This is a genomic window from Desulfoferrobacter suflitae (assembly GCF_022603395.1).
Lineage (GTDB): Bacteria > Desulfobacterota > Syntrophobacteria > Syntrophobacterales > Syntrophobacteraceae > Desulfoferrobacter > Desulfoferrobacter suflitae.
Genome location: NZ_JAIBKA010000005.1, coordinates 155,289 through 177,265, shown reverse-complemented (window position 1 = coordinate 177,265; position 21,977 = coordinate 155,289). Strand labels below are relative to the sequence as shown.

The 21,977-nt window shown below is 55.0% G+C and carries 16 protein-coding genes; 8 read left to right on the top strand and 8 right to left on the bottom strand.

Going from position 1 to position 21,977, the window contains the following annotated elements; translation table 11 throughout:
* Positions 1-55 precede the first annotated feature (55 nt).
* The 4 genes from K1V27_RS10520 to rlmD form a co-directional block, all read right to left on the bottom strand.
* Positions 56-1,201: an AI-2E family transporter gene (locus tag K1V27_RS10520; protein WP_258929950.1), complete on the bottom strand. Its 1,146-nt coding sequence runs from the start codon at positions 1,199-1,201 to the stop codon at positions 56-58.
* A gap of 25 nt (positions 1,202-1,226) precedes the next feature.
* Positions 1,227-1,631, bottom strand: coding sequence for a tetratricopeptide repeat protein (locus K1V27_RS10515; protein WP_258929949.1), 405 nt, complete (start codon positions 1,629-1,631; stop codon positions 1,227-1,229).
* A gap of 281 nt (positions 1,632-1,912) precedes the next feature.
* A complete protein-coding gene (locus K1V27_RS10510; RefSeq protein WP_258929948.1) occupies positions 1,913-4,180 on the bottom strand; it encodes a PBP1A family penicillin-binding protein in 2,268 nt (755 codons plus the stop codon).
* Between the two features lie 82 nt (positions 4,181-4,262).
* Positions 4,263-5,711 (bottom strand): 23S rRNA (uracil(1939)-C(5))-methyltransferase RlmD, encoded by a 1,449-nt coding sequence (rlmD, locus tag K1V27_RS10505; protein WP_258929947.1) that lies wholly within the window; start codon positions 5,709-5,711, stop codon positions 4,263-4,265.
* A 309-nt stretch (positions 5,712-6,020) separates the two neighbouring features.
* Here rlmD and K1V27_RS10500 point away from each other — a divergent pair, with 309 nt between their 5' ends.
* Entirely contained in the window at positions 6,021-6,881 is an 861-nt protein-coding gene (locus K1V27_RS10500) for a UbiA-like polyprenyltransferase (RefSeq protein WP_258929946.1), read from the top strand.
* A gap of 1 nt (position 6,882) precedes the next feature.
* Complete coding sequence (locus tag K1V27_RS10495) at positions 6,883-8,727, top strand: menaquinone biosynthesis decarboxylase (RefSeq protein ID WP_258929945.1); 1,845 nt, start codon at positions 6,883-6,885, stop codon at positions 8,725-8,727.
* Between the two features lie 61 nt (positions 8,728-8,788).
* Here K1V27_RS10495 and clpB read toward each other — a convergent pair whose 3' ends face one another.
* The 4 genes from clpB to dnaK form a co-directional block, all read right to left on the bottom strand.
* Positions 8,789-11,407, bottom strand: a complete 2,619-nt coding sequence (clpB, locus tag K1V27_RS10490; RefSeq protein WP_258929944.1) for an ATP-dependent chaperone ClpB — start codon at positions 11,405-11,407, stop codon at positions 8,789-8,791.
* Positions 11,408-11,554: 147 nt separating this feature from the next.
* The gene (locus K1V27_RS10485; RefSeq protein ID WP_258929943.1) at positions 11,555-11,878 is read right to left on the bottom strand and encodes a chaperone modulator CbpM; all 324 of its coding nucleotides are present in this window, start codon (positions 11,876-11,878) and stop codon (positions 11,555-11,557) included.
* Between the two features lie 21 nt (positions 11,879-11,899).
* Complete coding sequence (locus K1V27_RS10480) at positions 11,900-12,880, bottom strand: DnaJ C-terminal domain-containing protein (protein ID WP_258929942.1); 981 nt, start codon at positions 12,878-12,880, stop codon at positions 11,900-11,902.
* Positions 12,881-13,146: 266 nt separating this feature from the next.
* A complete protein-coding gene (gene dnaK / locus K1V27_RS10475) occupies positions 13,147-15,033 on the bottom strand; it encodes a molecular chaperone DnaK (RefSeq protein WP_258929941.1) in 1,887 nt (628 codons plus the stop codon).
* 412 nt (positions 15,034-15,445) lie between these two features.
* Here dnaK and K1V27_RS10470 point away from each other — a divergent pair, with 412 nt between their 5' ends.
* The 6 genes from K1V27_RS10470 (at position 15,446) to K1V27_RS22625 (ending at position 21,393) form a co-directional block, all read left to right on the top strand.
* The gene (locus K1V27_RS10470; RefSeq protein WP_353740561.1) at positions 15,446-17,653 is read left to right on the top strand and encodes a vitamin B12-dependent ribonucleotide reductase; all 2,208 of its coding nucleotides are present in this window, start codon (positions 15,446-15,448) and stop codon (positions 17,651-17,653) included.
* A gap of 36 nt (positions 17,654-17,689) precedes the next feature.
* Positions 17,690-18,349 carry an endonuclease V gene (locus tag K1V27_RS10465; protein ID WP_258929939.1) on the top strand — a complete coding sequence of 220 codons (660 nt, stop codon included), beginning with the start codon at positions 17,690-17,692 and terminating at the stop codon, positions 18,347-18,349.
* A gap of 182 nt (positions 18,350-18,531) precedes the next feature.
* Positions 18,532-18,924, top strand: coding sequence for an isoamylase early set domain-containing protein (locus K1V27_RS10460; protein ID WP_258929938.1), 393 nt, complete (start codon positions 18,532-18,534; stop codon positions 18,922-18,924).
* Positions 18,925-19,051: 127 nt separating this feature from the next.
* Positions 19,052-19,663, top strand: coding sequence for an RNA polymerase sigma factor (locus tag K1V27_RS10455; protein ID WP_258929937.1), 612 nt, complete (start codon positions 19,052-19,054; stop codon positions 19,661-19,663).
* Positions 19,641-20,267, top strand: coding sequence for an isoamylase early set domain-containing protein (locus K1V27_RS10450; protein WP_258929936.1), 627 nt, complete (start codon positions 19,641-19,643; stop codon positions 20,265-20,267). Before K1V27_RS10455 ends, K1V27_RS10450 begins: the two co-directional genes overlap by 23 nt.
* On the top strand, positions 20,251-21,393 hold the full coding sequence (locus tag K1V27_RS22625; protein ID WP_309574010.1) for a hypothetical protein: 1,143 nt from the start codon (positions 20,251-20,253) through the stop codon (positions 21,391-21,393). The genes K1V27_RS10450 and K1V27_RS22625 overlap by 17 nt, the downstream gene beginning before the upstream one ends.
* The last annotated feature ends 584 nt before the right edge of the window (positions 21,394-21,977 follow it).

The window sequence follows — 21,977 nt, the reverse complement described above, 5'->3', positions numbered from 1 at the left end:
TCAGCTCGTACGGGCAAGGAAGTTCCGCCCTGTGAATCGAGTGAGGATTAATCATCTAACGCTGCTCATCTTCCAGTTCCTCTGCCATGAAGGGCAGAGGCGAATGTTTCATATCATTTAAAAAATCCTGATATTCGACGCTGTAGATATAGAGCATCACCATAGCAAAGGTTAAAATGAGCGGCCCGTACAGGATCCCCGACAGCCCAAAATATTGAACGCCGCCTATGATGGCGAGAAAGATATAGAAAGGAGACAGATTATTTTCTCCACGCATAAGGAACGGCCGCAGAAAATTATCGATGGATCCAACCAGGACCACTGACCACACGAGCAGAAAAATTCCCGACTTCCATGAGCCAAGCAGGAGCAGATAGATGACGGCCGGGCCCCAGACTAGAGCCGTGCCGATCACTGGTATGAGGGAAGAAAACCCCATCACTGTTCCCCAAAAAAGACCCGGTATCCCTACGATGGCCAGTCCGATCCCACCGGCCAGCCCCTGACAAAGTGCGGTCAGAAAACTGCCCAGCAGGACGGAACGTGCCACCAGCCTTACCCCTTCAAAGATCTTGTCTTCCTGCTCTTCCCTCAAGGGAGAAAGATACTTTATCTTTTCGATCATTCCTCCGCCGTCTCGAACCACATAGAAGACCACAAAAATCATGACGAAAAAGTGTGATATCTTGCCGGCAACATTTTCCAGAATGCCGGCTGCGTTTATTAGGGCAAACTGACCAAAGCCTCTGGTGAAATCAAGAAAGCCGGACTGCAGATCAATCTTTTGCAGATCCACAAATGACAAATGCCGTTTTGTCCATTGCTCAAGCTGCAACACGTCCATTTTTTCCAACAGCTTGTTGAGATTTCCTTCGCTTACCCAGGCGTTCAACCGGCTCATTGTTTCAAGACCCTGATTGACCAGGGCGGAGATGAAAAAAAAGACGGGCAGGGCAATCAAAAAGGTGAGCACGAACACAACGGTTAATGCCGCCAGATTTTTTCTCCCGCCATAAAGACGCACCAGCCGAACGTGCAGAGGATGCAGCAGGGAAGCAAAAACCACGGCAAAGATGAGAGTCTCGAGAAACGGACGGAGTGTCAGGTAGGCCAGAAATAGTGAGAAGAAAAGCAGAACCAGCAGGAAGGGACGATGTCCGGTATTGTCAGATTTGGTTTTAGGTCCGTCCGAACCGATCATATTTTACTTCTCTTTCCCGCAACGATCAATTGAGTCGAGCGGCTTTGTTCAGATAGTATTCCGCCTTGGAACCGTCCTGCAGCTCTTTGAAGAGTTCTGCTTTTAACAGGTAGACTTCTCTTAATTTTCTGGGATTGTCCTGGAACAGGATTTCGGCCTTGTTGGCGAATTCCAGGGCCTTACTGTGGGAGCCCTTCATCTTCCAGGCACGGGCCAAACCGAAAAACGCTTCGCCGTTATAGACATCCACTTGAATGGCCTGTTCCAATGGAGCAATCGCATTGTCGGGGTCTCCCTGGCTGAGGGCCCTTTGGGCCTGATCCACCAGATGCATTGAAGCCAGATACTGTGGATCATCGGTCACTCCGGCGGGCTTGGCGGCGGAGGGGCGTGCGGCGTCCATTGCGGCTTCAGTTGATTTTCGCGGCATATCGGCTTCCCTGATTTCTGCCGGAGCTCTAAGGATGGGATGTTGCGAGGGGGCCGGCCGCGGCGCTTCGTGTCCGGTTGGTTGGGGAATTGTGCTGGGAGGCGGCGGGGTTTGCCCTTCAGGAGGGATATAGATCGCTCGTGAGGGTGCACAGGCCACAAGCCAGCCAGCTATGAGTGACAACAGGAGCCATTTCAGACAGGGACCATAATGATCTGCAAACGTATGAATTCTTCTCATCCGGCTTGTTCCTTCCTCAGCGTGCGCCCGGCAGCGACGATTCAATATTGGGCGTGGAGCGTGCAATAAGCCTCTGGAACGCGATTGTCCAGAAAGTATTCCGGCCTCCTATCGGGGCAGGCTTTGGTCGCCAGCATTTCACTCTGGGTACAGACATATCGTTCCACAACTCCCGGGGGAATGTGGAACTGCTGATGACGAATCCGGGGGCGAATTTCATTCACGAATCTGGCCCAGATTCTGGCAGCGCCTTGTGCCCCGCTCAAATGTGTTGAACGGTTGTCATCAAAACCGACCCAGACCAGCACCAGCAGGTCCGTGGTATACCCGGCAAACCAGGAGTCTCTGTAATCGCTGGTAGTTCCTGTTTTTCCGGCACATGGAAAGTTCACTCCAAGACGCTTCAGAATCGTTGCAGTACCGTCCTGCACCACTCCCTGCAGGATGTTGGTAATGATAAAACATCGAGCCGGGGTCGTCACGGTGATCAAGTCGACGTTTCTGCGCTGCTGGATCTCCCCCGCTTCGCTCACCACCTCTTTTACAGTCAACAGGTGCGGTTTCTGCCCATCATTATCGAGGGTGGCGTACGCACCTGCCAGTTCGAGGGGAGTGATCTCGAAGGCACCCAGCGCCAGAGAAGGGTAGGGCTTCAACGGTGATTGGATACCCAAGCTGCGCAGGGTCTGAATGATGTTATCCAGGCCTGTTGCCATCGCCAGGCTGACCGTTGCTGCATTCAACGAGTCTTCAAGGGCCGTGCGAAAGGTGACCCGTCCACGATAGCGGCCGTTGTAATTTTTGGGCGCCCAGGCGGTCCCACCGATGGAATAGGTCTTCAACTCGTCGGGCAGCCAGCTCACCGGCGTGAATTCATCCAGGGCGCGCAAGTAAACAAAGGGTTTAATTGCGGAGCCTGGCTGCCGATGTGCATAGAGGGCCCGATTGAAACTGCTTTCCGCGTAATCTCGACCTCCGATCAACGACAACACCGTGCCGGTCTTGGGCTGGACGGCGATGAGCACCGCCTGCAGAGCTTCCTTGGGGGAATTGGATGTCAGCTTGGGATGCGTTTTCTCAAGCTCGGCCAGGCCCTCGCTCACGGCTTTTTCCGCAGCCAGAGAAATTTCCGGAACCAGCGTCGTGTAGATGTTCAGCCCGGTAGTTTCAAGCACCGTGGGTGAGTAGAGCTCCTGCAGTTGCTGACGGACGTAATCGACAAAATAGGGGGAAAACTTGAGGGGAAGATGAGATTTGGCAATTCGCAAAGGCTGGCTGCGTGCCGATCGATATTGTTCGGAGGAAATCTTACCCAAATCCAGCATGCGCTTCAGTACCACATTGCGGCGTTCCTTGGCGGATTCCGGGTTTTTTGTCGGCGAATAGCGGTTCGGCGCACGAATCAATCCGGCCAGAGTGGCAGCTTCGGCCAGGTTCAAGTCCTGCACATCGCGGCCGAAATAATAGCGTGCCGCTTCTCCCATGCCGTGAATGGCGACACTCCCCCTCTGCCCCAGATAAATTTCATTCATATACATCTCAAGTATTTCGTCCTTCTGGTAGAGTGCCTCTATAATGAGAGCCATGCTGGCTTCTAGAACTTTTCGTTTGATGCTTCGCTCGGGTTCGAGGAAATAGTTTTTCACCAGTTGCTGGGTTATGGTAGAGCCGCCCTGGACGACCCTGCCGGCCGCCAAATCAGCCCATAAGGCACGCGATATCCCCCACCAGTCTATGCCCGGGTGTGCGTAAAAGCGGTGATCCTCGATGGCTACCACCGCCTCGGTCAGTTCCGGTGGAACCTGCTTGATGTTGATCAGCAGGCGACTTTCCCGCTCTGGTCCATAAAGTCTTGCGATCTCCGTTGGTTCCAATTCGATGATGGCAATATTGCCGCGCTCCCCCTCGATGCGGGCCAGGTTGTCATTGGCAAAGACAAACCTGACCCGCTGTTGAGGCAGCGTTCGCCCGGGAAAACGAAATGCCCGCAAATGGACCGCAAGATTGTTCTGACGGACCTTGTATTCGCCTGGCTGTAACGGCTCCCTGTAAGCCTCCTGATAGCGGCGCAGATCCAGCATCGCCTTCAGATCGGAAAGGGCAAGGGTGTGTCCCGGGTAGATTGGGAGGGCCGCCGAAAACACTCTGGATGGTACGCTCCACTTACGCGTTGCAAAGCGGTTTTGTACCTCCATGTAGAGGTACAAAAAGTAGCCGGTCGCCACAACGCTCATGATGAAGGCGGCAAGAGTAAGAAGTTTCCACCAAAAGAGCTTCTTTGTTTTCTTCTTTTTTCTGGTTCTGACCATTCCTGCAGAAATACCTTCAGTGATCGTTAAGGTGCGCTGACTTATACACGGAAACACTCATGGACGGATAAGCCGCGCTGAATCATGATTTCCTGGCCAGCCTGACGACGCACTCGATATGCGGCGTATGGGGAAACAAATCAAAGGGTCGCACCGTTTCAACGACATACTGGTCCGCCAACAGTTCCAGGTCTCTGGCCAGGGTCGAGGGGTTGCATGATACGGTGATGATTCGCTTCGGGGCCAGTTCCTGCAGGACCCGGACGACTTTGGGATGCATCCCGGCTCTGGGAGGATCCGTTATCACCACATCAGGATCTCCACCACCCTGGGATGAACTGCGAGCTTCTCTGATCACATCTTTCAGATCGCCGACGCGAAAGGTGCAATTCTCCACCCCATTCAGTTGACAGTTTTGGTAGGCGTCTTGAACAGCTTCCTCCACCACTTCGAATCCTACTACTCTGCCCACGCGCGATGCAATGAAAAGAGCGATGCTGCCGGTTCCGCAGTAGAGGTCCCACACCGTCTCTTTTCCCGAAAAGGCACCCAGCTCAAGCACCGCCTCGTAGAGCTTTTCGGCTGCCAGCGGGTTGGTCTGAAAAAAAGAGTGCGCCGAGATCTGAAAGCGAAGATCTCCCAATCGCTCCTCTATGAATCCAGGTCCCATCAGTATGCGGCTTCTATCTCCAACCGCCACCTGCGCCTTCTTTTCGCTGACCGAGTGAACTATGGTCGTTATCTGCGGAAATTTTGCAGTAAGGTGTGCCGCCAGGGCGTCTACGACCTGCCTTTCGTCCTTATGAGGTGCCGTCAAGAGATGCACGAGGGTCTGGTGAGTGCGCTTCCCCTCACGAATAACCAGGAAGCGCCAGAATCCCTGATGATTGTCTGTGCCGTATGCCGGAAGACCGCCTGACCGGCACCAGTCCCGAACTTCCTGCAAAATCTCAACGCCCTGGGGCGACTGCAGAAAGCATTGCTCCACATTGAAAACCTTATTGAAGCTCCTTGGTACATGGAGTCCCAGAGCAAAAGATTTGTTGCAGCGCAGTTCACCCTGGGCAATTTCTTCGGGTGCAAGCCAGCGGCGGGAGGAAAAAGTGAACTCCATCTTATTCCGATAATAGATAGTCTCAGGAGCCGGGCAGGTCTCCTGCACCTCTATCGCAGAAGCTTCTTCTCCGGGCAGGTTGCGCAGGCATTCCTGGACATGCAGGCGTTTCCAGCGTATTTGCTCAGCATAGGGCAGATCCTGCCATTTGCACCCGCCACAGTAGTGGAAATGGCGACAAAAAGGTGGGCAATAAGCGGGCGATTGAGCAGCCAGGCCAACCACATAAGCCTCCGCGTACTGGCGTTTTCTACGCGTAATTCGCACCTTGACGCGTTGGCCCGGCAATGCATGTTCCACGAACACCACATAGCCGTTCACATATCCTATCGCCTTGCCGCCAAAGGCAAGTTTTTCAATGGATAATTCCAGTTCGGACCCTTTTCGTATGGCCTGCATCGGCTTGTCGCTGCTCATCCTGTTAAGTCTACTGTGAAGTTGAAAGAATACCAATACGCTGTTTTTGCTTTTTCGAAAAGACCCGGCTCACCAGTTTGCCATTTCTCAACTTTTCTTTGCCAGTGGGCTGTGCTAATAAACAGCTCGGAGGCGGCTCCATGGGGTTTGAGCAGATCAGAGCGCCGACAACCGGACTCGACGCCGATTCGGGCGGTATGGCAGACGGCTGCGGGCGAAACCGCTCGACCCGCGTTTTCCCATGGCGCACTTCAGCCCCTCGCAGTCGCTTGATTTCATTAAACACAACCGAAGGGTAGAAATCCAGGCATGTGGTTGAATCAAATTCGTATCTACGGACATCTGATCAAGTTCAGCCATACCATATTTGCCCTACCTTTTGCCCTGGCCGCAGTCCTGCTGGCACACCGCCAACACCCCGTCAGCTGGTTCAGCCTGTTTTGGATCATATTGGCCATGGCCGGGGCACGCTCAGCGGCAATGGGGTTCAACCGACTGGCCGATTACCAATATGACAGGATCAACCCGAGAACCGCCGGTCGGCCGCATGCCACAGGGCAGATCAGCAAACAGGCGCTCATCATCTTCATTACGCTTTCGTCCGCACTGCTGATAATAAGCGCCGGCATGCTGGGCAAATTATGCTTGCTATTGTCCGTACCACTCCTGCTCATCCTTTTTTTCTATTCATTCACCAAGCGATTCACCTCCTGCTGTCATTTGTTTCTGGGGTTCGCCATCGGTCTGGCTCCCCTTGGAGCGTGGATTGCCGTGACCGGAAGCATCGACGTACGCATACTCCTCCTGACCGCAGCGCTTATGACCTACATCGCCGGTTTTGATATACTCTATGCGTGTCAGGATGTTGACTTTGACCGTGAGGCCCGGTTGTTTTCCATCCCAGCCCGCTGGGGGATCGACTCAGCGCTGCAGGTTTCGTCTCTGTTGCATGCCCTGGCATTTCTGGCGCTGCTGGCACTCTATTTTGCCTTTGACCTGGGTATGGTCTACCTGGTTTTTCTGGCCGTCATCAGTTTTCTCCTGGTTTTGGAGCACAAGCTGGTGCAGCCGCATCGTCTGGATAAGATCAATATCGCTTTCTTTCATGTAAACAGTGCCATATCGGTATTACTGTTCCTGGCCGTCTTCACCGACACATGGATATTTTGAGATGACAACAGCGTATCAAAATCTCGGCGAATTTATTCAGGCTCTCCGCCAAGCTGGAGAGCTGCTTGAAATTAAGGCGCCCGTTTCCACCCATCTTGAAATCACCCAGATCACCGACTTGGCATCCAAGAGCCCAGGCGGGGGCAAGGCCCTGCTGTTTCGAAATGTTCAGGATTCCCGCTTTCCCGTGTTGACCAACGCATTCGGAAGCGACAGGCGGATTTGCCTGGCTCTCGGTGTTCCGAGTCTGGATGCACTGGCGGGGCGTCTGCAGAAGTTTGTGCAAATGGAGCCGCCTAAATCGTTAAGCGACACGTTTCGGCTACTGCCCATGGGAATGGACATTTTGAACATCATCCCGCGCAAGCTGAAAAGGAAGGCTCCCTGCCAGGAAGTTGTTTACCGCGGCAATCAGGTAGACCTCTCGCGCCTACCGGTTCTGACCTGCTGGCCCCAGGACGGCGGACCTTTCATAACGCTGCCGGTTGTTATCACGCGTAGTCTCACAACGGCAAGACGCAACGCCGGTATGTACCGAATGCAGGTTTTTGATGATCAGACGACGGGGATGCATTGGCACATCCATAAGGACGGCTCACACTACTACCAGGAATATCTCAAGGCGCGCCAACGCATGCCCGTTGCCGTGGCCATCGGTACCGATCCCGCCACGACTTATGCAGCCACGGCTCCTCTGCCGCGAGGCCTGGATGAAATTGCCTTTGCCGGGTTCATTCGCCGCAAACCGGTTCCCATGGTTCGTTGCCTGACGGTTGATCTGGAAGTTCCTGCAGAAGCCGAGTTTGTTTTGGAAGGCTATGTGGAGCCCAATGAACTGAGGATTGAAGGCCCATTCGGCGACCATACCGGATACTATTCGCTGGTGGACAAATATCCGGTATTCCATGTGACCGCCTTAACCCATCGACGCTCTGCGGTGTATCATGCAACTGTTGTCGGTCGCCCTCCCATGGAAGACTGCTACCTTGCCAAGGCCTCGGAACGCATCTTTCTGCCCCTTTTGAAAACCGTCATGCCGGAGATAGCAGACTTTTGGATGCCCTGGGAAGGGGTTTTTCACAATGTTACGGTCATTGCCATCAACAAGGAATATCCGGGGCATGCCAGGCGTGTCATGAGCGCCATTTGGGGCCAGGGGCAAATGAGCTTCTGCAAGATTGCCGTCCTGGTCGACGCAGACGTTGATTTAAGCCGTCCGGATCAGGTTTTTTCAACCATTTTGAATGAACTGGACGTGGAAACTGATTTGTATATTACGGAAGGAGTTCTGGATGTTCTGGACCACAGCGCTCCAGAGCCCATGTTTGGCGGGAAGCTGGGGATTGACGCGACGCGCCGTGTGGCCGGCGAAAGACCCCGCCACGCGCCGGAATATCCCGCAAGCGAGCCGTCGCCGGATGACATCGAACGGGCGGTGAAAGAAGTATCGAATCTTTTCACAGCCGCCTATGCACCCGGACTTCAGACGCACAACCGTATTCTTTTGCTGAATTTCCATAAGGACGGTAGAGCAACCGGACGTCAGCTGGCCGGCAAACTACTCACCCACCCTGATCTGGCGGCATTTTCCATCATCCTCCTGTGCGACGACGGCATAGACCTGAAAAACAGTTCACACGTGCTCTGGAAGGCCTTTAACAACGTGGACCCCAAGCGCGATATCGTCAAAAAGAACCGCCGTGTCGTCATTGACGCCAGCAAAAAAGGGCGCGAGGATGACCACCATCGCCCCTGGCCGGACGACATCGTTATGGACCAGGAAGTGGTCGAGGGGGTCAAAAAGCGCGCCTCCGAACTCGGAATAGAAGAGTTTCTGCCCCATTGAACGCGGCTGCAAGACTGACCCCTCTCCTGGTCCGACAACGCTGTCGGCGCTCTAATGGCTGCTATCGTTCGGGCTCGGTATGAGTCACCACCAGTTCGTCGTTTTGCACATTGACATGAATGGTTGAGCCGTCCGGCACGGATCCGGCGATCAACGCGCGGCCGATGCGGCTCTCCAGTTGGTGCTGGAGATAGCGCTTCAAAGGCCTGGCCCCATAGACGGGATCGTAGCCGGCTTTGGCGATGAACTCGCGGGCACCGTCGCTTATGTCCAACTTGATGCGCCGGTCCTTGAGGCGCCTGGTCAAATCCTGAGCCAGCAGGCCGACGATCTGTTTCACTTCGTCCAGGGTGAGTGGCTTAAACAAAACAATGTCGTCGACCCGATTGAGGAATTCCGGCCTGAAATGCCGCCTCAGGTCCTTCATCACGTGGTCGCGCGCTTCCTGAGAAATCTCCCCTTGGTCCGTCACTCCTTCCAACAGGTAGTGTGATCCGATATTACTGGTCATGATGATGACCGTGTTCTTGAAATCAACGGTGCGTCCTTGTGCATCGGTGGCCCGACCGTCATCGAGGATCTGCAGCAGGACATTGAAGACGTCCTGATGTGCTTTCTCGATTTCGTCAAAGAGAATAACGCTGTAGGGTTTGCGCCGCACCGCTTCGGTCAGCTGGCCGCCTTCCTCGTAGCCGACATACCCCGGGGGAGCTCCAATCAGGCGCGATACGGTGTGTCTTTCCTGGTATTCACTCATGTCCACACGCACGATGTTATCTTCGGAGTCAAACAGTGCTTCGGCCAGGGTCTTGCCCAGTTCGGTCTTGCCCACGCCGGTCGGGCCGAGAAAGATGAATGATCCGATGGGGCGCCTGGGATCCTTGATGCCGGACCTGGCTCGCAGCACAGCATCGGCCACCAGTTGCACGGCTTCGTCCTGCCCGATCACGCGCCTGTGCAGGATTTCATCCAGGCGCAGGAGTTTGTCGCGTTCTCCCTCAACCAGTTTGCTCACAGGGATGCCGGTCCAGCGCGAAACGATATCGGCAATCTCTTCCTCCGTCACCTCTTCCCGCAACAGGCGACTACCGCTCTGCTTGCTGGCCAGGCGTTCTTCTTCACTTTTCAGGCGCCGTTCCAGCTCCGGCAATTCGCCGTGGCGCAACTGGGCCACCAGGTTTAAATCGTAAGCACGCTCCGCCGCTTCGATGCGGTGCCGCGTCTTCTCGATTTCCTCACGCAGGGCCTGAACTCTTTTGATGCCTTGCTTTTCTGTTTCCCACTGGGCCTTCATGGCGTCGGCTTTGGCGCGGATTTCAGCAAGTTCCTTGCGCAATGCCTCGAGCCGTTCCTGACTCGCCCTGTCGCGCTCTTTCTTGAGGGCCGCTTCCTCGATTTCCAGTTGCATGACCCGTCGGGTCGCTTCATCCAGATCGGCGGGCATCGAATCGATTTCGGTGCGAATCATGGCGCAGGCCTCATCGACCAGATCGATTGCCTTATCCGGCAAAAAGCGGTCGGTGATGTATCTGTTGGACAAGACAGCGGCCGTCACCAGTGCACTGTCCTGAATCTTTACGCCGTGATGCACTTCGAAGCGTTCCTTGAGCCCCCGCAGGATCGAAATGGTATCCTCGACGCTCGGCTGATCTACCAGCACCGGCTGAAATCGCCTTTCCAAAGCGGCGTCTTTTTCTATGTATTTGCGATATTCGTTGAGAGTCGTTGCGCCGATGCAGTGCAGTTCTCCACGAGCGAGCATGGGCTTGAGCATGTTGCCCGCATCGATGGCACCTTCCGCCTTGCCGGCCCCGACGATGGTGTGCAACTCATCGATGAACAGGATGATCTGTCCTTCAGATTCCTTGATTTCCTGAAGGACCGCCTTGAGTCGTTCTTCAAACTCGCCGCGATACTTTGCGCCGGCAACCAGGGAACCCATATCGAGGGCAAACAGGGTCCTGTTCTTGAGTCCTTCGGGGACATCCCCGCGCACGATACGATGAGCCAGTCCCTCGACAATGGCCGTCTTACCAACGCCGGGATCACCGATCAACACTGGATTATTCTTGGTCTTTCGACTGAGGATGCGGATCACACGGCGAATTTCCGAATCCCGGCCGATTACGGGGTCCAGCTTATTGGTCCTCGATTCTTGCACCAGGTCCCTGCCGTACTTTTGCAGGGCCTCGTAGGTGGTTTCCGGAGACGCACTGGTGACGCGCTGGTGGCCGCGCACCGAGGTCAGGGTCTTGAGCACCAGATCGCGTGTGACTCCAAACTGCTGTAGAATTCGCCCGGCCGGGGTTGCACTTCCCTCGCCCGCGAAGGCGAGCAGCAAATGTTCAACCGACACATACTCGTCCTTCAGGTGATCGGCTTCATCCTGAGCCTTGGCGAGCAGCGTATTCAGACGCTGCGTGATGTAAACTTTGCCGGCTTCCACTCCCGGTCCGCTTATGCGCGGTTTCCTTTCAAGCTCCTCTTGCACCCGCCGGTGCAACTCATCGACGGGGATTTCCATTCTTTTAAGAAGGCCCGGTACCAGTCCTTCCGGTTGTTCGAGCAGCGCCAGCATCAGGTGTTCGCCATCCACCTCGACGTGGCCGTAACGGATGGCTTTGGTCTGAGCCTGTTGCAGTGCTTCCTGTGATTTGACAGTGAATTTATTGAGATCCATCTCCTTGGGTGTTCCTCCTTTGGTATATTAATTGTCGCCCTGGGTCGAAGCGCGATGCAGTGTAGATGAAAACGGCATCCCGATGAATTCAACCCGGGCGGACGCGTCGATGCGCCGTGTACCAACGATGGGAGGTGCTGCTGAGCATTATTCCCCCATCAGCTCCTGCAGCTTCTCTTCCAGCTCTTCGATGCGCGTCATCAATTCCAGCACGAGCCCAATGCCCGCATAATTGATTCCCAAATGATTGCGCAGTCGGATGATTTTTCTAATCAGGGGCACCACTTCCAATCTGAATATGAATTCCCCTCCGGCGTGTCCACTCGGGTCAATGAGACCAAGATGCACGAAACGTTCGATCAATTCCGGATGTATGCCGCACCGTGATGCCACCTCGGTCGTGTTCAGATAAGGAGCAACCCCTGGGGTCCTCCTCAACCGAACCATGAGATATTGGCGTTTTTCAACCATGGGGACCTGTCCTCCTCTAAATCAACGCCTCGGGTTGAATTGCGAAGTTTTTGCGAGCTCTTCGAACAATTCCTGTTCACGCTGGGAGGGCTTGGTTGGTACGACGACCGTCACCACCGCGTAAAGATTCCCGGCAGTCCCTCTGGAACCGGGCATGCCCTTCCCGCGGAAACGAAGTTTCCTGCCGTTTTGGGTACCGGGCGGCACCTTCAGCGTGAGTGGACCGGAAAGTGTCGACAGCTGCACTTCGGTTCCAAGGACGGCTTCCCACGGCGTTATGGGGAGATCCATGTACAAATCCCTGCCTTCCAGTCGATAGATGGGATGAGGGTCTATCTCGACTTTCAAGAGCAGGTCCCCTCGGCGGCCCCCTCCCGACCCTTCACCGCCCTGTCCGCTCAGGCGGATCTTCTGGCCGGGGAGAATACCCGCGGGTATTTTGACCTCGTAACTCTTTTCCTGAACGGAAACCCTTCCGTCTGGAGTCAGGCTTTGGGTTTGCAGGGTGATGGGTTTGGTCGCTCCATGATAAGCATCTTCCAATGATATCCTCACGGTGGCTGACTGATCAACCCCGTCCTGGCGCCATACCGGCCTCTGTCGAGGACCGCCGCGGCGGGTCTGATGAAAGCCGCCGGCACCGCCGAAAAGCGCTTCAAAAAAATCGCTGAAGCCTCCGGCCCCCGACCATTCAAATCCCGCGGGGCCTGCTCCTGCGCCTGTGCCGAAGTCAAAATGAGTCTCCCATCCCGGTGGGGGCCTGAAATCCTGACCATCCTTCCAGTGGGCGCCAAGCTGGTCGTATTTCTGGCGTTTATCAGGGTCTTTCAATACCTCGTAGGCTTCCCCAAGCTCTTTGAATTTTTCTTCCGCGTCCGACGCCTTGTTGACATCCGGATGGAGCTTTCTGGCAAGCTTGCGGTAAGCCCGTTGGATCTCCTCCTGGGTTGCGGTTCGAGGCACCCCCAGTATTTCGTAATAGTCTCTGAATTTTACTGCCATATTTCCCCGCTCAAACCTCTTTTGGTGGTTCTGCTGCAAATCTGTCAACCAGGGACCGATGATCATCCGCGCCACGCTGCTGCCGGCACGGGGGATAACGCAGGAACTGACGAATACATGTGCCGGTCCCGTATGCGTTGAAGCGGTGTGCGGATGAAGACTAGCTATGGAACGTTGCAGTACAAAAGTCAAGGCCGAGGGCCAAAGCCCAATGGGCGGCCTGCCGCCTCGCACCAAGCGGTTATTGGGCCGTCTGCACGTTATTCTTATTTTTCGGTATATTCGGCGTCAATAACGTCTTCCTCTTCTCTGGGCTTCTGCTGGCCCGGCTGCTGGCCGCCTGCTCCCGCCTGTTGATACGCAGCCGCAGCAATCATCTGCAACGCCTGCTGCAGGTCGCTGGCCAGCTGCTGATAACGCTCCTTACCTACGCTTTCATCTTTTACGGCCTTGCGGGTTTCCTCTATGAGCTGCTCCGAGCGCGCCTTTTCATGGGCGGGGACTTTATCGCCCAGGTCGCTCATGGTGCGCTCCAACTGATATGCCAGACCGTCCGCCTGGTTTCTGGCCTCGATCGTTTCCCGCCGCTTCCTGTCTTCCGCGGCGTGGGATTGAGCATCGTTAACCATACGCTCCACTTCATCCTTGGGCAGGTTGGTCGATTCCGAAATGGTGACTCTTTGTTCCTTGCCGGTCTCCTGGTCACGTGCCGTGACATTGAGTATCCCGTTGGCGTCAATATCGAAGGTCACCTTGACCTGCGGAATTCCCCGCGGGGCAGGGCGAATGCCTTCCAGCCTGAAACGTCCCAGCACACGGTTATCCCTTGCCATTTCCCTTTCCCCCTGAAGGACCACAATGTCGACCGCCGTCTGGTTGTCTTCCGCGGTGGAAAAGATTTCTTCGCGCCGTGCCGGGATCGTTGTGTTGCGCTCGATGAGTCTGGTCATCACCCCACCCAACGTCTCGACGCCAAGGGAGAGTGGTGTCACGTCCAGCAGCACCACATCTTCCACTTCTCCTTTAAGTACCGCCGCTTGGACTGCTGCGCCGACGGCCACCACCTCGTCCGGATTGACACTCATATTGGGCTGTTTTCCTCCCGTCAGCTTTTTGACCAACTCCTGGACCGCGGGAATGCGTGTGGATCCGCCCACCAGAATGACTTCATCAATGTCCTTGGCGGTCAATCTGGCGTCCGCCAGGGCCTGCTCCACCGGTTTCATGCAGCGCTGCACCAGATCATGGGTCAAGTCCTCGAACTTGGCTCGCGTCAACTTCATCACCAAGTGCTTGGGACCGGTGGCATCAGCGGTGATGAAAGGCAGATTGACCTGGGTTTCGGTGGCGCTTGAAAGCTCCACTTTGGCTTTTTCCGCAGCCTCGTAAAGTCGCTGGAGCCCCTGTCGATCTTGTCTGATGTCAATTCCTGCGTCTTTCTTGAACTCGTCCGCCAGCCAATCGACGACCCGCTTATCAAAATCGTCGCCGCCCAGATGCGTGTCGCCCGATGTGGAGCGTACTTCACAGACTCCTTCTCCGACATCCAGGATGGAGACGTCAAAGGTCCCACCACCCAGGTCGAACACAAGGATGGTTTCGTTTTTCTTCTTTTCCAGCCCGTAGGCCAGCGCTGCAGCAGTGGGCTCGTTTATGATGCGCAGTACTTTGAGCCCGGCGATTTCTCCGGCATCCTTGGTGGCCTGGCGCTGAGCATCATTGAAATAGGCGGGTACGGTAATGACCGCCTCGGTGACTTTTTCTCCCAGATACTTGGAGGCATCGTCGACCAGTTTTCGCAATACCAGCGCGGAAGACTCCTCCGGGGCGACCTGCCTGCCACGAATATCGAAGCGCACCGCTTCGTTGGGTCCGCGCACCACCTGGTAAGAGACAATTTTCGACTCTTCATCCACTTCGCCCCACTTACGGCCCACAAAACGCTTGGCGGAATAAACCGTTGCGCTCGGATTGAGGATCGCTTGACGCCGGGCCACTTGCCCAACCAGCCGCTGCCCGTCTTCGGTGTAAGCCACCACCGACGGCGTGGTGCGTGACCCTTCCGAGTTGGGAATGACCGTCGCCGTTCCGTTTTCCCAAATGGCCACCACCGAGTTGGTTGTTCCCAAGTCTATACCTACTGCTTTCGCCATAACCTTTGTCCTCCTATGGATGAATGATTCTGTTATGAAATCAATATATTGTAAGAGTGCTTGAGGCTCAAAATCTGAATAATCATGCCCCTGACAAATTTCAATGGGTAAATTAATCATGCCCCCATACTTTTTCATGGATTTTGGCACAGTTTTTGACCATAATATTCCGAGAACATGACCGGATTTTTCGACCAGTTATCATAACCTTGTCTAGAAGCCTCCATTATTTAAATAGAAATTTATTTTTGACAGCCTCTTCATTTCCCCTATCATGAGGCCTCATTGAAGGAGCATGATCGAGTCTGCATAGTTTTCTTTAAGTATTTGTTTTGCATCAAAAAAGGATATAATCATTATGACTGATGCTGGTCAATCCGCGGTGTCTCAGGGAAGCGATATGAGTGGTCAGATGAACACGCCTGCAAACAGGCCCGCAGCAACAGGGAAGCGCGCACCCCTGCGGTTGAGCGAAAATTCTTTGGTGGTTCTTGCCAAACGCTATCTCAAGAAAAACGAGCACGGCGAACCCATTGAAACTCCGGAAGAACTGTTTTGGCGGGTGGCTCGGGCTATTGCACAGGCGGATGCCAACTATGGTGAAGCCGAGCGGGTGGAAGAGACCGCTCACAAATTCTACAATCTGATGGGATCGTTGGATTTTGTCCCCAATTCCCCCACATTGATGAATGCCGGACGCCGCCTGGGTCAGCTCTCCGCCTGTTTTGTGCTCCCGGTGGAGGATTCCATCGACAGCATCTTTGAGGCAATCAAGCATGCCGCCATGATTCACAAGAGCGGCGGAGGAACGGGGTTTGCCTTTTCCAGGATCCGACCCGAAAGCGATAAAGTGCTGTCCACCCAGGGCGTTGCCAGCGGACCCGTGTCGTTCATGACGGTTTTTGACACGGCTACGGAGACCATCAAGCAGGGGGGTACGCGCCGCGGCGCGAACATGGGAATTTTAAGGGTAGACCATCCTGACATTGAGAAATTCATCACCTGCAAGACAGACAACGATCGACTGAATAATTTTAACATTTCCGTGACCTTAACTGACGCCTTCATGGAAGCTGTGGAAAAAGACGGCGAGTACGATTTGATCAATCCGCGCACCGGCGAGCGGGTGACCAGCCTTTCGGCGCGCAAGGTCTTTGACCGGATTGTCCAGTCCGCGTGGAAAAACGGCGAGCCCGGCGTCATTTTTCTGGACAGCGTCAACCGCAGCAACCCTACTCCTCATGTGGGACAGATCGAAAGTACCAATCCGTGCGGGGAGCAACCCCTGCTTCCCTATGAGTCCTGCAATTTGGGCTCAATCAACCTCGCCCGCATGGTCAAGGACGGCCGCATCGATTATGACCGTCTGGCTCAGGTGGTGCGAGACGTCGTCCATTTTCTGGACAATGTGATCGATGTCAACAAGTATCCTCTTCCCATGATTCAAGAAATGACACTGGCCAACAGAAAGATTGGTCTGGGAGTCATGGGTTTTGCCGACATGCTGATCGCCTTGGGAATTCCCTACAATTGCGAGCAGGCAATCGAAACCGCCGAACAGGTCATGCGATTTATCCAAGAGGAATCCAAGGCCGCCTCTGCCGCTCTGGCGCAAAAGCGCGGGAATTTCCCCAACTATCCAGGCTCTGTCTATGACCGCCCGGAAACCCCTTACATGCGCAATGCCACCACCACAACGATTGCTCCCACGGGGACCATCAGCATCATTGCCAACTGCTCGAGCGGCATCGAGCCGGTGTTTGCCATCAGTTTTGTGCGCAAGGTTCTGGATGGTCAGGAGTTGCTGGAAGTTCACCCCCTGTTCCAGAAGATCGCCCACGAGCGGGGCTTCTATTCCGATGAGTTGATGAAGCGCATTGCCGAACGGGGAAGCCTCAAGAGTTTCATGGAAATCCCCGAAGATGTGCGGCGGGTGTTTGTGGTGGCGCATGATGTCAGTCCCGAATGGCACATCCGCATTCAGGCAGCCTTCCAGGAATATACGGACAACGCCGTTAGCAAGACCATCAATTTCCCCTTCAAGGCAACTCCGGAAGATGTGCGCAGTGCCTATTTGCTGGCCTACAAATTGGGGTGCAAAGGCCTGACCATTTATCGCGACGGGAGTCGCGAAGTTCAGGTGCTCAATATTCAACGCAAGCCCCAATATCCTCAGGTGGAGCCCCGCCCACGGCCGGACAAGACGGTGGGCGTGACAGAACGGATCAACACCGGTTGCGGCAAGCTCTACGTGACCATCAACAGCGACGAATATGGGTTCTGTGAAGTGTTCGCCCAGATGGGTAAAGCCGGAGGTTGCGCCTATTCCCAGATTGAGGCGACCGGTCGACTGATTTCTCTGGCACTCCGCTCCGGCGTGAAAGCCGAGTCCATCATCAAACAGCTCATGGGAATCAGGTGCCCTTCGCCCGTTTGGCGCAACGGCGAGCAGGTAGTTTCCTGTTCGGATGCCATCGCCAAGGTCTTGAATCACCAAGCGCAGACCAACATAGCATCGGTTCTGGATGAAATGGGCGCATGTCCGGATTGCGGTGCTTCGGTAGAACACGAGGGCGGCTGCATCGTGTGTCGATCGTGTGGATTTTCCCGCTGCAGCTAAAGAACATTTACGATGACTTGCTCTCATGAGTGGAACATGCCTCCCAGGGAGGCGGTGAAGCTTCAGCGGATCCTTGCGGAACAAGTGGAGTTGCGCCGCATTGCGGAAGATTTCGCGGTCCTTGGGGCCTCGGACATCAGCTATATGAAGCCGGTGGATCGACTGGTGGCGGTGGTTTTGACATTCCACTGGCCATCGTTGGAACCCCTCGAAAGCGTGCATGCCGTTTCGCCCATCGGCTTTCCATATGTGCCGGGGTTGCTCTCGTTTCGCGAGATCCCCCCTTTGCTCATGGCATATCGGCTACTCAAGAGGGCCCCGGACGTTTTTTTGTGCGATGGGCAGGGCATTGCTCATCCGCGCAGATTGGGCTTGGCCTCTCATTTGGGCTTGTGCCTTGATATTCCTACCATTGGTTGCGCCAAAAGCAGGCTGTGCGGTGAACATCGTCCACTGGAACTGCGGCGCGGCAACTACGCGCCGCTTTTGTTGAACGACGTCCAGGTGGGGTACGTTTTCTGTTCCCGCAACGGAGTCAAACCCATTTATATTTCTCCGGGACACCTGGCGGATTTGGACAGTTCCAGGAAACTGATCGAGCGCTGCCTGGGACGATTTCGCATTCCACAACCGCTCCGTCAGGCCCACCTGGAAGCCACGCGAATACGCAAAAGCCTTTTTGCAGGAAGCGGGTGAGCGCTTTCATCAGACCATGGATTACGGGTCTCGGGATCGAGTGCCTTTGAAGACTATGTCCACTACCGCCGTTTGCTGGAAAAAGTCACCCAGCGATAAATTCTCTGCATCTTCCCGCACCCATTTCACGGGGCGCAGTCCAGCATGATGTGGTGACGGGTTGCAGGCTCAGGGGGCAGCACATGACATGCCAGCGTCACTGGACCTTTTTGTACTCTCTTGCCAGTAAATTTATCCCCGCATTTTTCCCGGTCATCCTCACTTGTTGCCTGGTGGCCTGTGTCGGTCCAGGTCGGACGAGCTTCGCACCACGGGATTGGGTCGATGTCCAGTTCATCTACCCGGACGACAGAGCACGCAGTGTTTGTGTGGCGGGTAGTTTCAACGGCTGGTCCAGGGATTCCAGTTGTATGAAAAAATACGACGGCACCTGGTCCCTGGTAATGACCTTGGCTCCTGGTCGTTATGCGTATCTGTTTGTAATAGACGGTCACCTGTGGCGCCCGGACCCAGGGGCCTTTTTGAATGAATCCAACGGATTTGGGGAGACGAACAGCATTTTGATTGTGGAATGATACGGCTACAGTGGTTGTACGACAGCGCGGTTCGTGCAGGATCATTTGTGTGCCGGTCCTGTGACCAAATGGCTGGCATCTGTGTATATGTCATTGAAGAATAATAGATTGGAGAATGACCGTCTGAATGAATGATCTTGACGACCAGAGATGTATTTCCGCCGTTTTGACCGGAGATGTCGATGCCTACAGTGCTTTGGTAAAGCGCTACGAAAAACCGATCTTCAACCTGATGTACCGTATGACCGGTTCTCGGGCGGACGCTTTGGACCTGGCTCAAGATGCATTCATTAAGGCTTACGAACAATTGGATAAGTTTCAAAGGGACAGGAGGTTTTTCCCCTGGCTGTATACAATTGCCTTGAACCTGGCGAAGAATCTGTTGAGAAAGAGCACTAGGGGATCACAAACTTCCTACGTCGATGCATGGGCCGAATGTTCGGGACTGGACTACCCACAGCAGCAGGAAGAATTCATGTGCGCCCGGATGGATGCCCATGGGGTTTACCTGGCGCTGCTTCAACTCCCCACGGAGCAGCGGGAAGCGGTCATCCTCAGGTACCGGGAAGAACTTACGATGGAAGAGATCGCCGCGGCCCTGGAGATTTCGATCAGCGGTGCCAAAATGCGTGTGCACAGAGGCCTGCACAGGCTGCGGGAAATTCTCACGGCGAAACCAACACATGGCCAGGAAGTCTATCCTGTTGAGGGATGTTATGCAAAAAATACAGGACGATAATTTGCAGGGCAGCACAAAATGCGCCAGTGAAACAGCCGACCTTCTGTTGGATGACGAACTGCGGACCGTGGTCCATGCGCTCAAACAACTGCCTGACCTGGAAGCTCCGGCCAGTCTGCTGCCTTCTGTGATGAGCGCGCTGCGTGAAAGGCGGCTGCCCTGGTACCGGCGACTCTACAACTGGGCCAGGGCGCCCCGTTCGATCACGCTCAGCCCACTGCGGATAGCCTTTGCTACGGTACTGTTGCTTGTTGGCACAAGTTTGCTGTTCACTCGGTTTCCCGCCGAGCGTCAATCGCACCTCGCTCAACTGCAAGGGGAGCGCGTACCGGTAGTGTTTATGTTGACTCTGCCCAATGCCCAATCGGTTGCCGTGGTCGGGTCGTTCAACCAATGGCGTCCCCAAGGTTTTGAAATGCAGGGAGCGGAACAACACCAGTGGACCATTACTCTGGAACTTCCACAAGGGCGCTACGAATATGCTTTTCTGGTGGATGGCAAGGAGATGATTCCTGACCCTCATGCCAGTTTTTACCAAAACGATGGTTTCGGAAATCAGAACGCCGTATTGATCTTAGGAGAAAGCAATGGCCAAGCTATTTAAAGCCTTATTTATTACAGCGTGTATGATGGGCGTGGCAGGCAACGTTTCTCTTTCTATGGCAGGCAGCACCGGCGGAAACCTGCAGGGTGCGGTCAACGATGCGCGGGATGCAGGGATAGCGGAAACCGATCTGAACCGAATCCTGACAAAGGCCTACGAAAAGCAGATCGATCCTGACGAAACAGCCGGCTACCTGCATGTGTTGACGCGGGCCAAGCGCGAACAATTGCCCATCGAGCCGTTTGTCGGCAAAATCGAGGAGGGACTGGCCAAGAATGTGCCGGCTCCGCGCATTGACCAGGTTCTGCAAGACAAGTTGGACGATTACCGCTTTGCCAGGTCTATGGCGCAGAGTTTCAAGAAAGAAAAGCAGGTGGCACCCTATGCCGACGAGTACCTGGTCCGCTTGGCGGAAACTTTGAGCTGCGGGCTTTCCCGCGAGAACCTGGAAGCACTGTCGCAGCAGGGCGGCAAGCTTGCTTTGCCGGAAGTCACGCGGGCGGCAGAAATCATGGCCGCACTTGACCAGTTGCAGTTTGATCCCGACATGGCCCGGCAAATCGCCATGACGGGCCTGAAGCAGAATTACTTCGCCGTGGAACAGGGGACTTTTATGCGTTCCGTAGCGGCCGCCAGAGCGAAAGGAATTCCCGATGGTAAAATCGCAGCCGCCGCCGTACAAACGATGGAGCGCAACGAGTCGCAAAATCAGTTCAGGGCACGCCTGGGCATAACCGACGAGGACATGACAGGGTTGGGTCCGAGACAAACCGGGAGCCGGTCGCAAATTGGCCGGGGACCGGGCGGCAAGAGCTCTCATGGCGGGCAGCGAGGTAATTTGGGGGCAAGCGGCGGGCCGGGTGGTCCCGCAGGTGCGGGGACCTCGGGTGCCGGCAGTGGCGGCCCCGATGGTGGTAGTGGTGGTAGTGGTGGTAGTGGTGGTAGTGGTGGTAGTGGTGGAGACTCCGGTGGAGGATCGGGTGGCAGTGGCGGCTCCGGGGGCGATGGGGGCGGCTCCGGGGGCGGAGGTTCCGGCGGAGGTTCCGGCGGAGGTTCCGGCGGTGGTGACGGCGGGGGTTCGGGTGGAGATGGTGGCGGCTCCGGGGGCGGCGGAGGCCGCGGTTAAATGGTGAGGAAGTATTGAGAGATCTCAACCGTTAGACGATTGAGTCGGGCAGAAGGCTGTGCAGCAGCCAGAGCATTGATCAAGCCAGGTGCGGGGATACCCACCTGGCTTTTTGCTTAGGGGTCGATTTGAGCCCGCCGGGTCATCTTTTCGTGTGCCCCCGGAAGAGTGAATCCAGGAAAGATTTTTTGTGACCTTCTACTCTCCTGATGTGTATTTCAAATATAGATTGCGCAGGAAAGGGGGTGACTTGAAGCCGATGGCTTTGGTGGTTTGAAAGAATGAGTTAGAACCGTAGGCATGTATCGATGGCAGATTATTTTGAGAGGAGAGTGCTCCATGAGGCAAATGGTAAAATCAGCTGTGATGGCTTTGATCGTGTTGACATGTGCGACTTCCCTGGCGCTGGCCGGAGGGGACAAGAACCGCAAACGGAAAGAAACCCGGACCCAAACCCGGAGTGGTGCTTCCTACCAGATGAGCATAGACGACAATCTATTCCTGTCCGCACAACGACAAAGAAAAGGAACCCGTACCCGAGATCAGAAACGTGACGGTTCCTGCCTGAATTCGTCGATGGAACC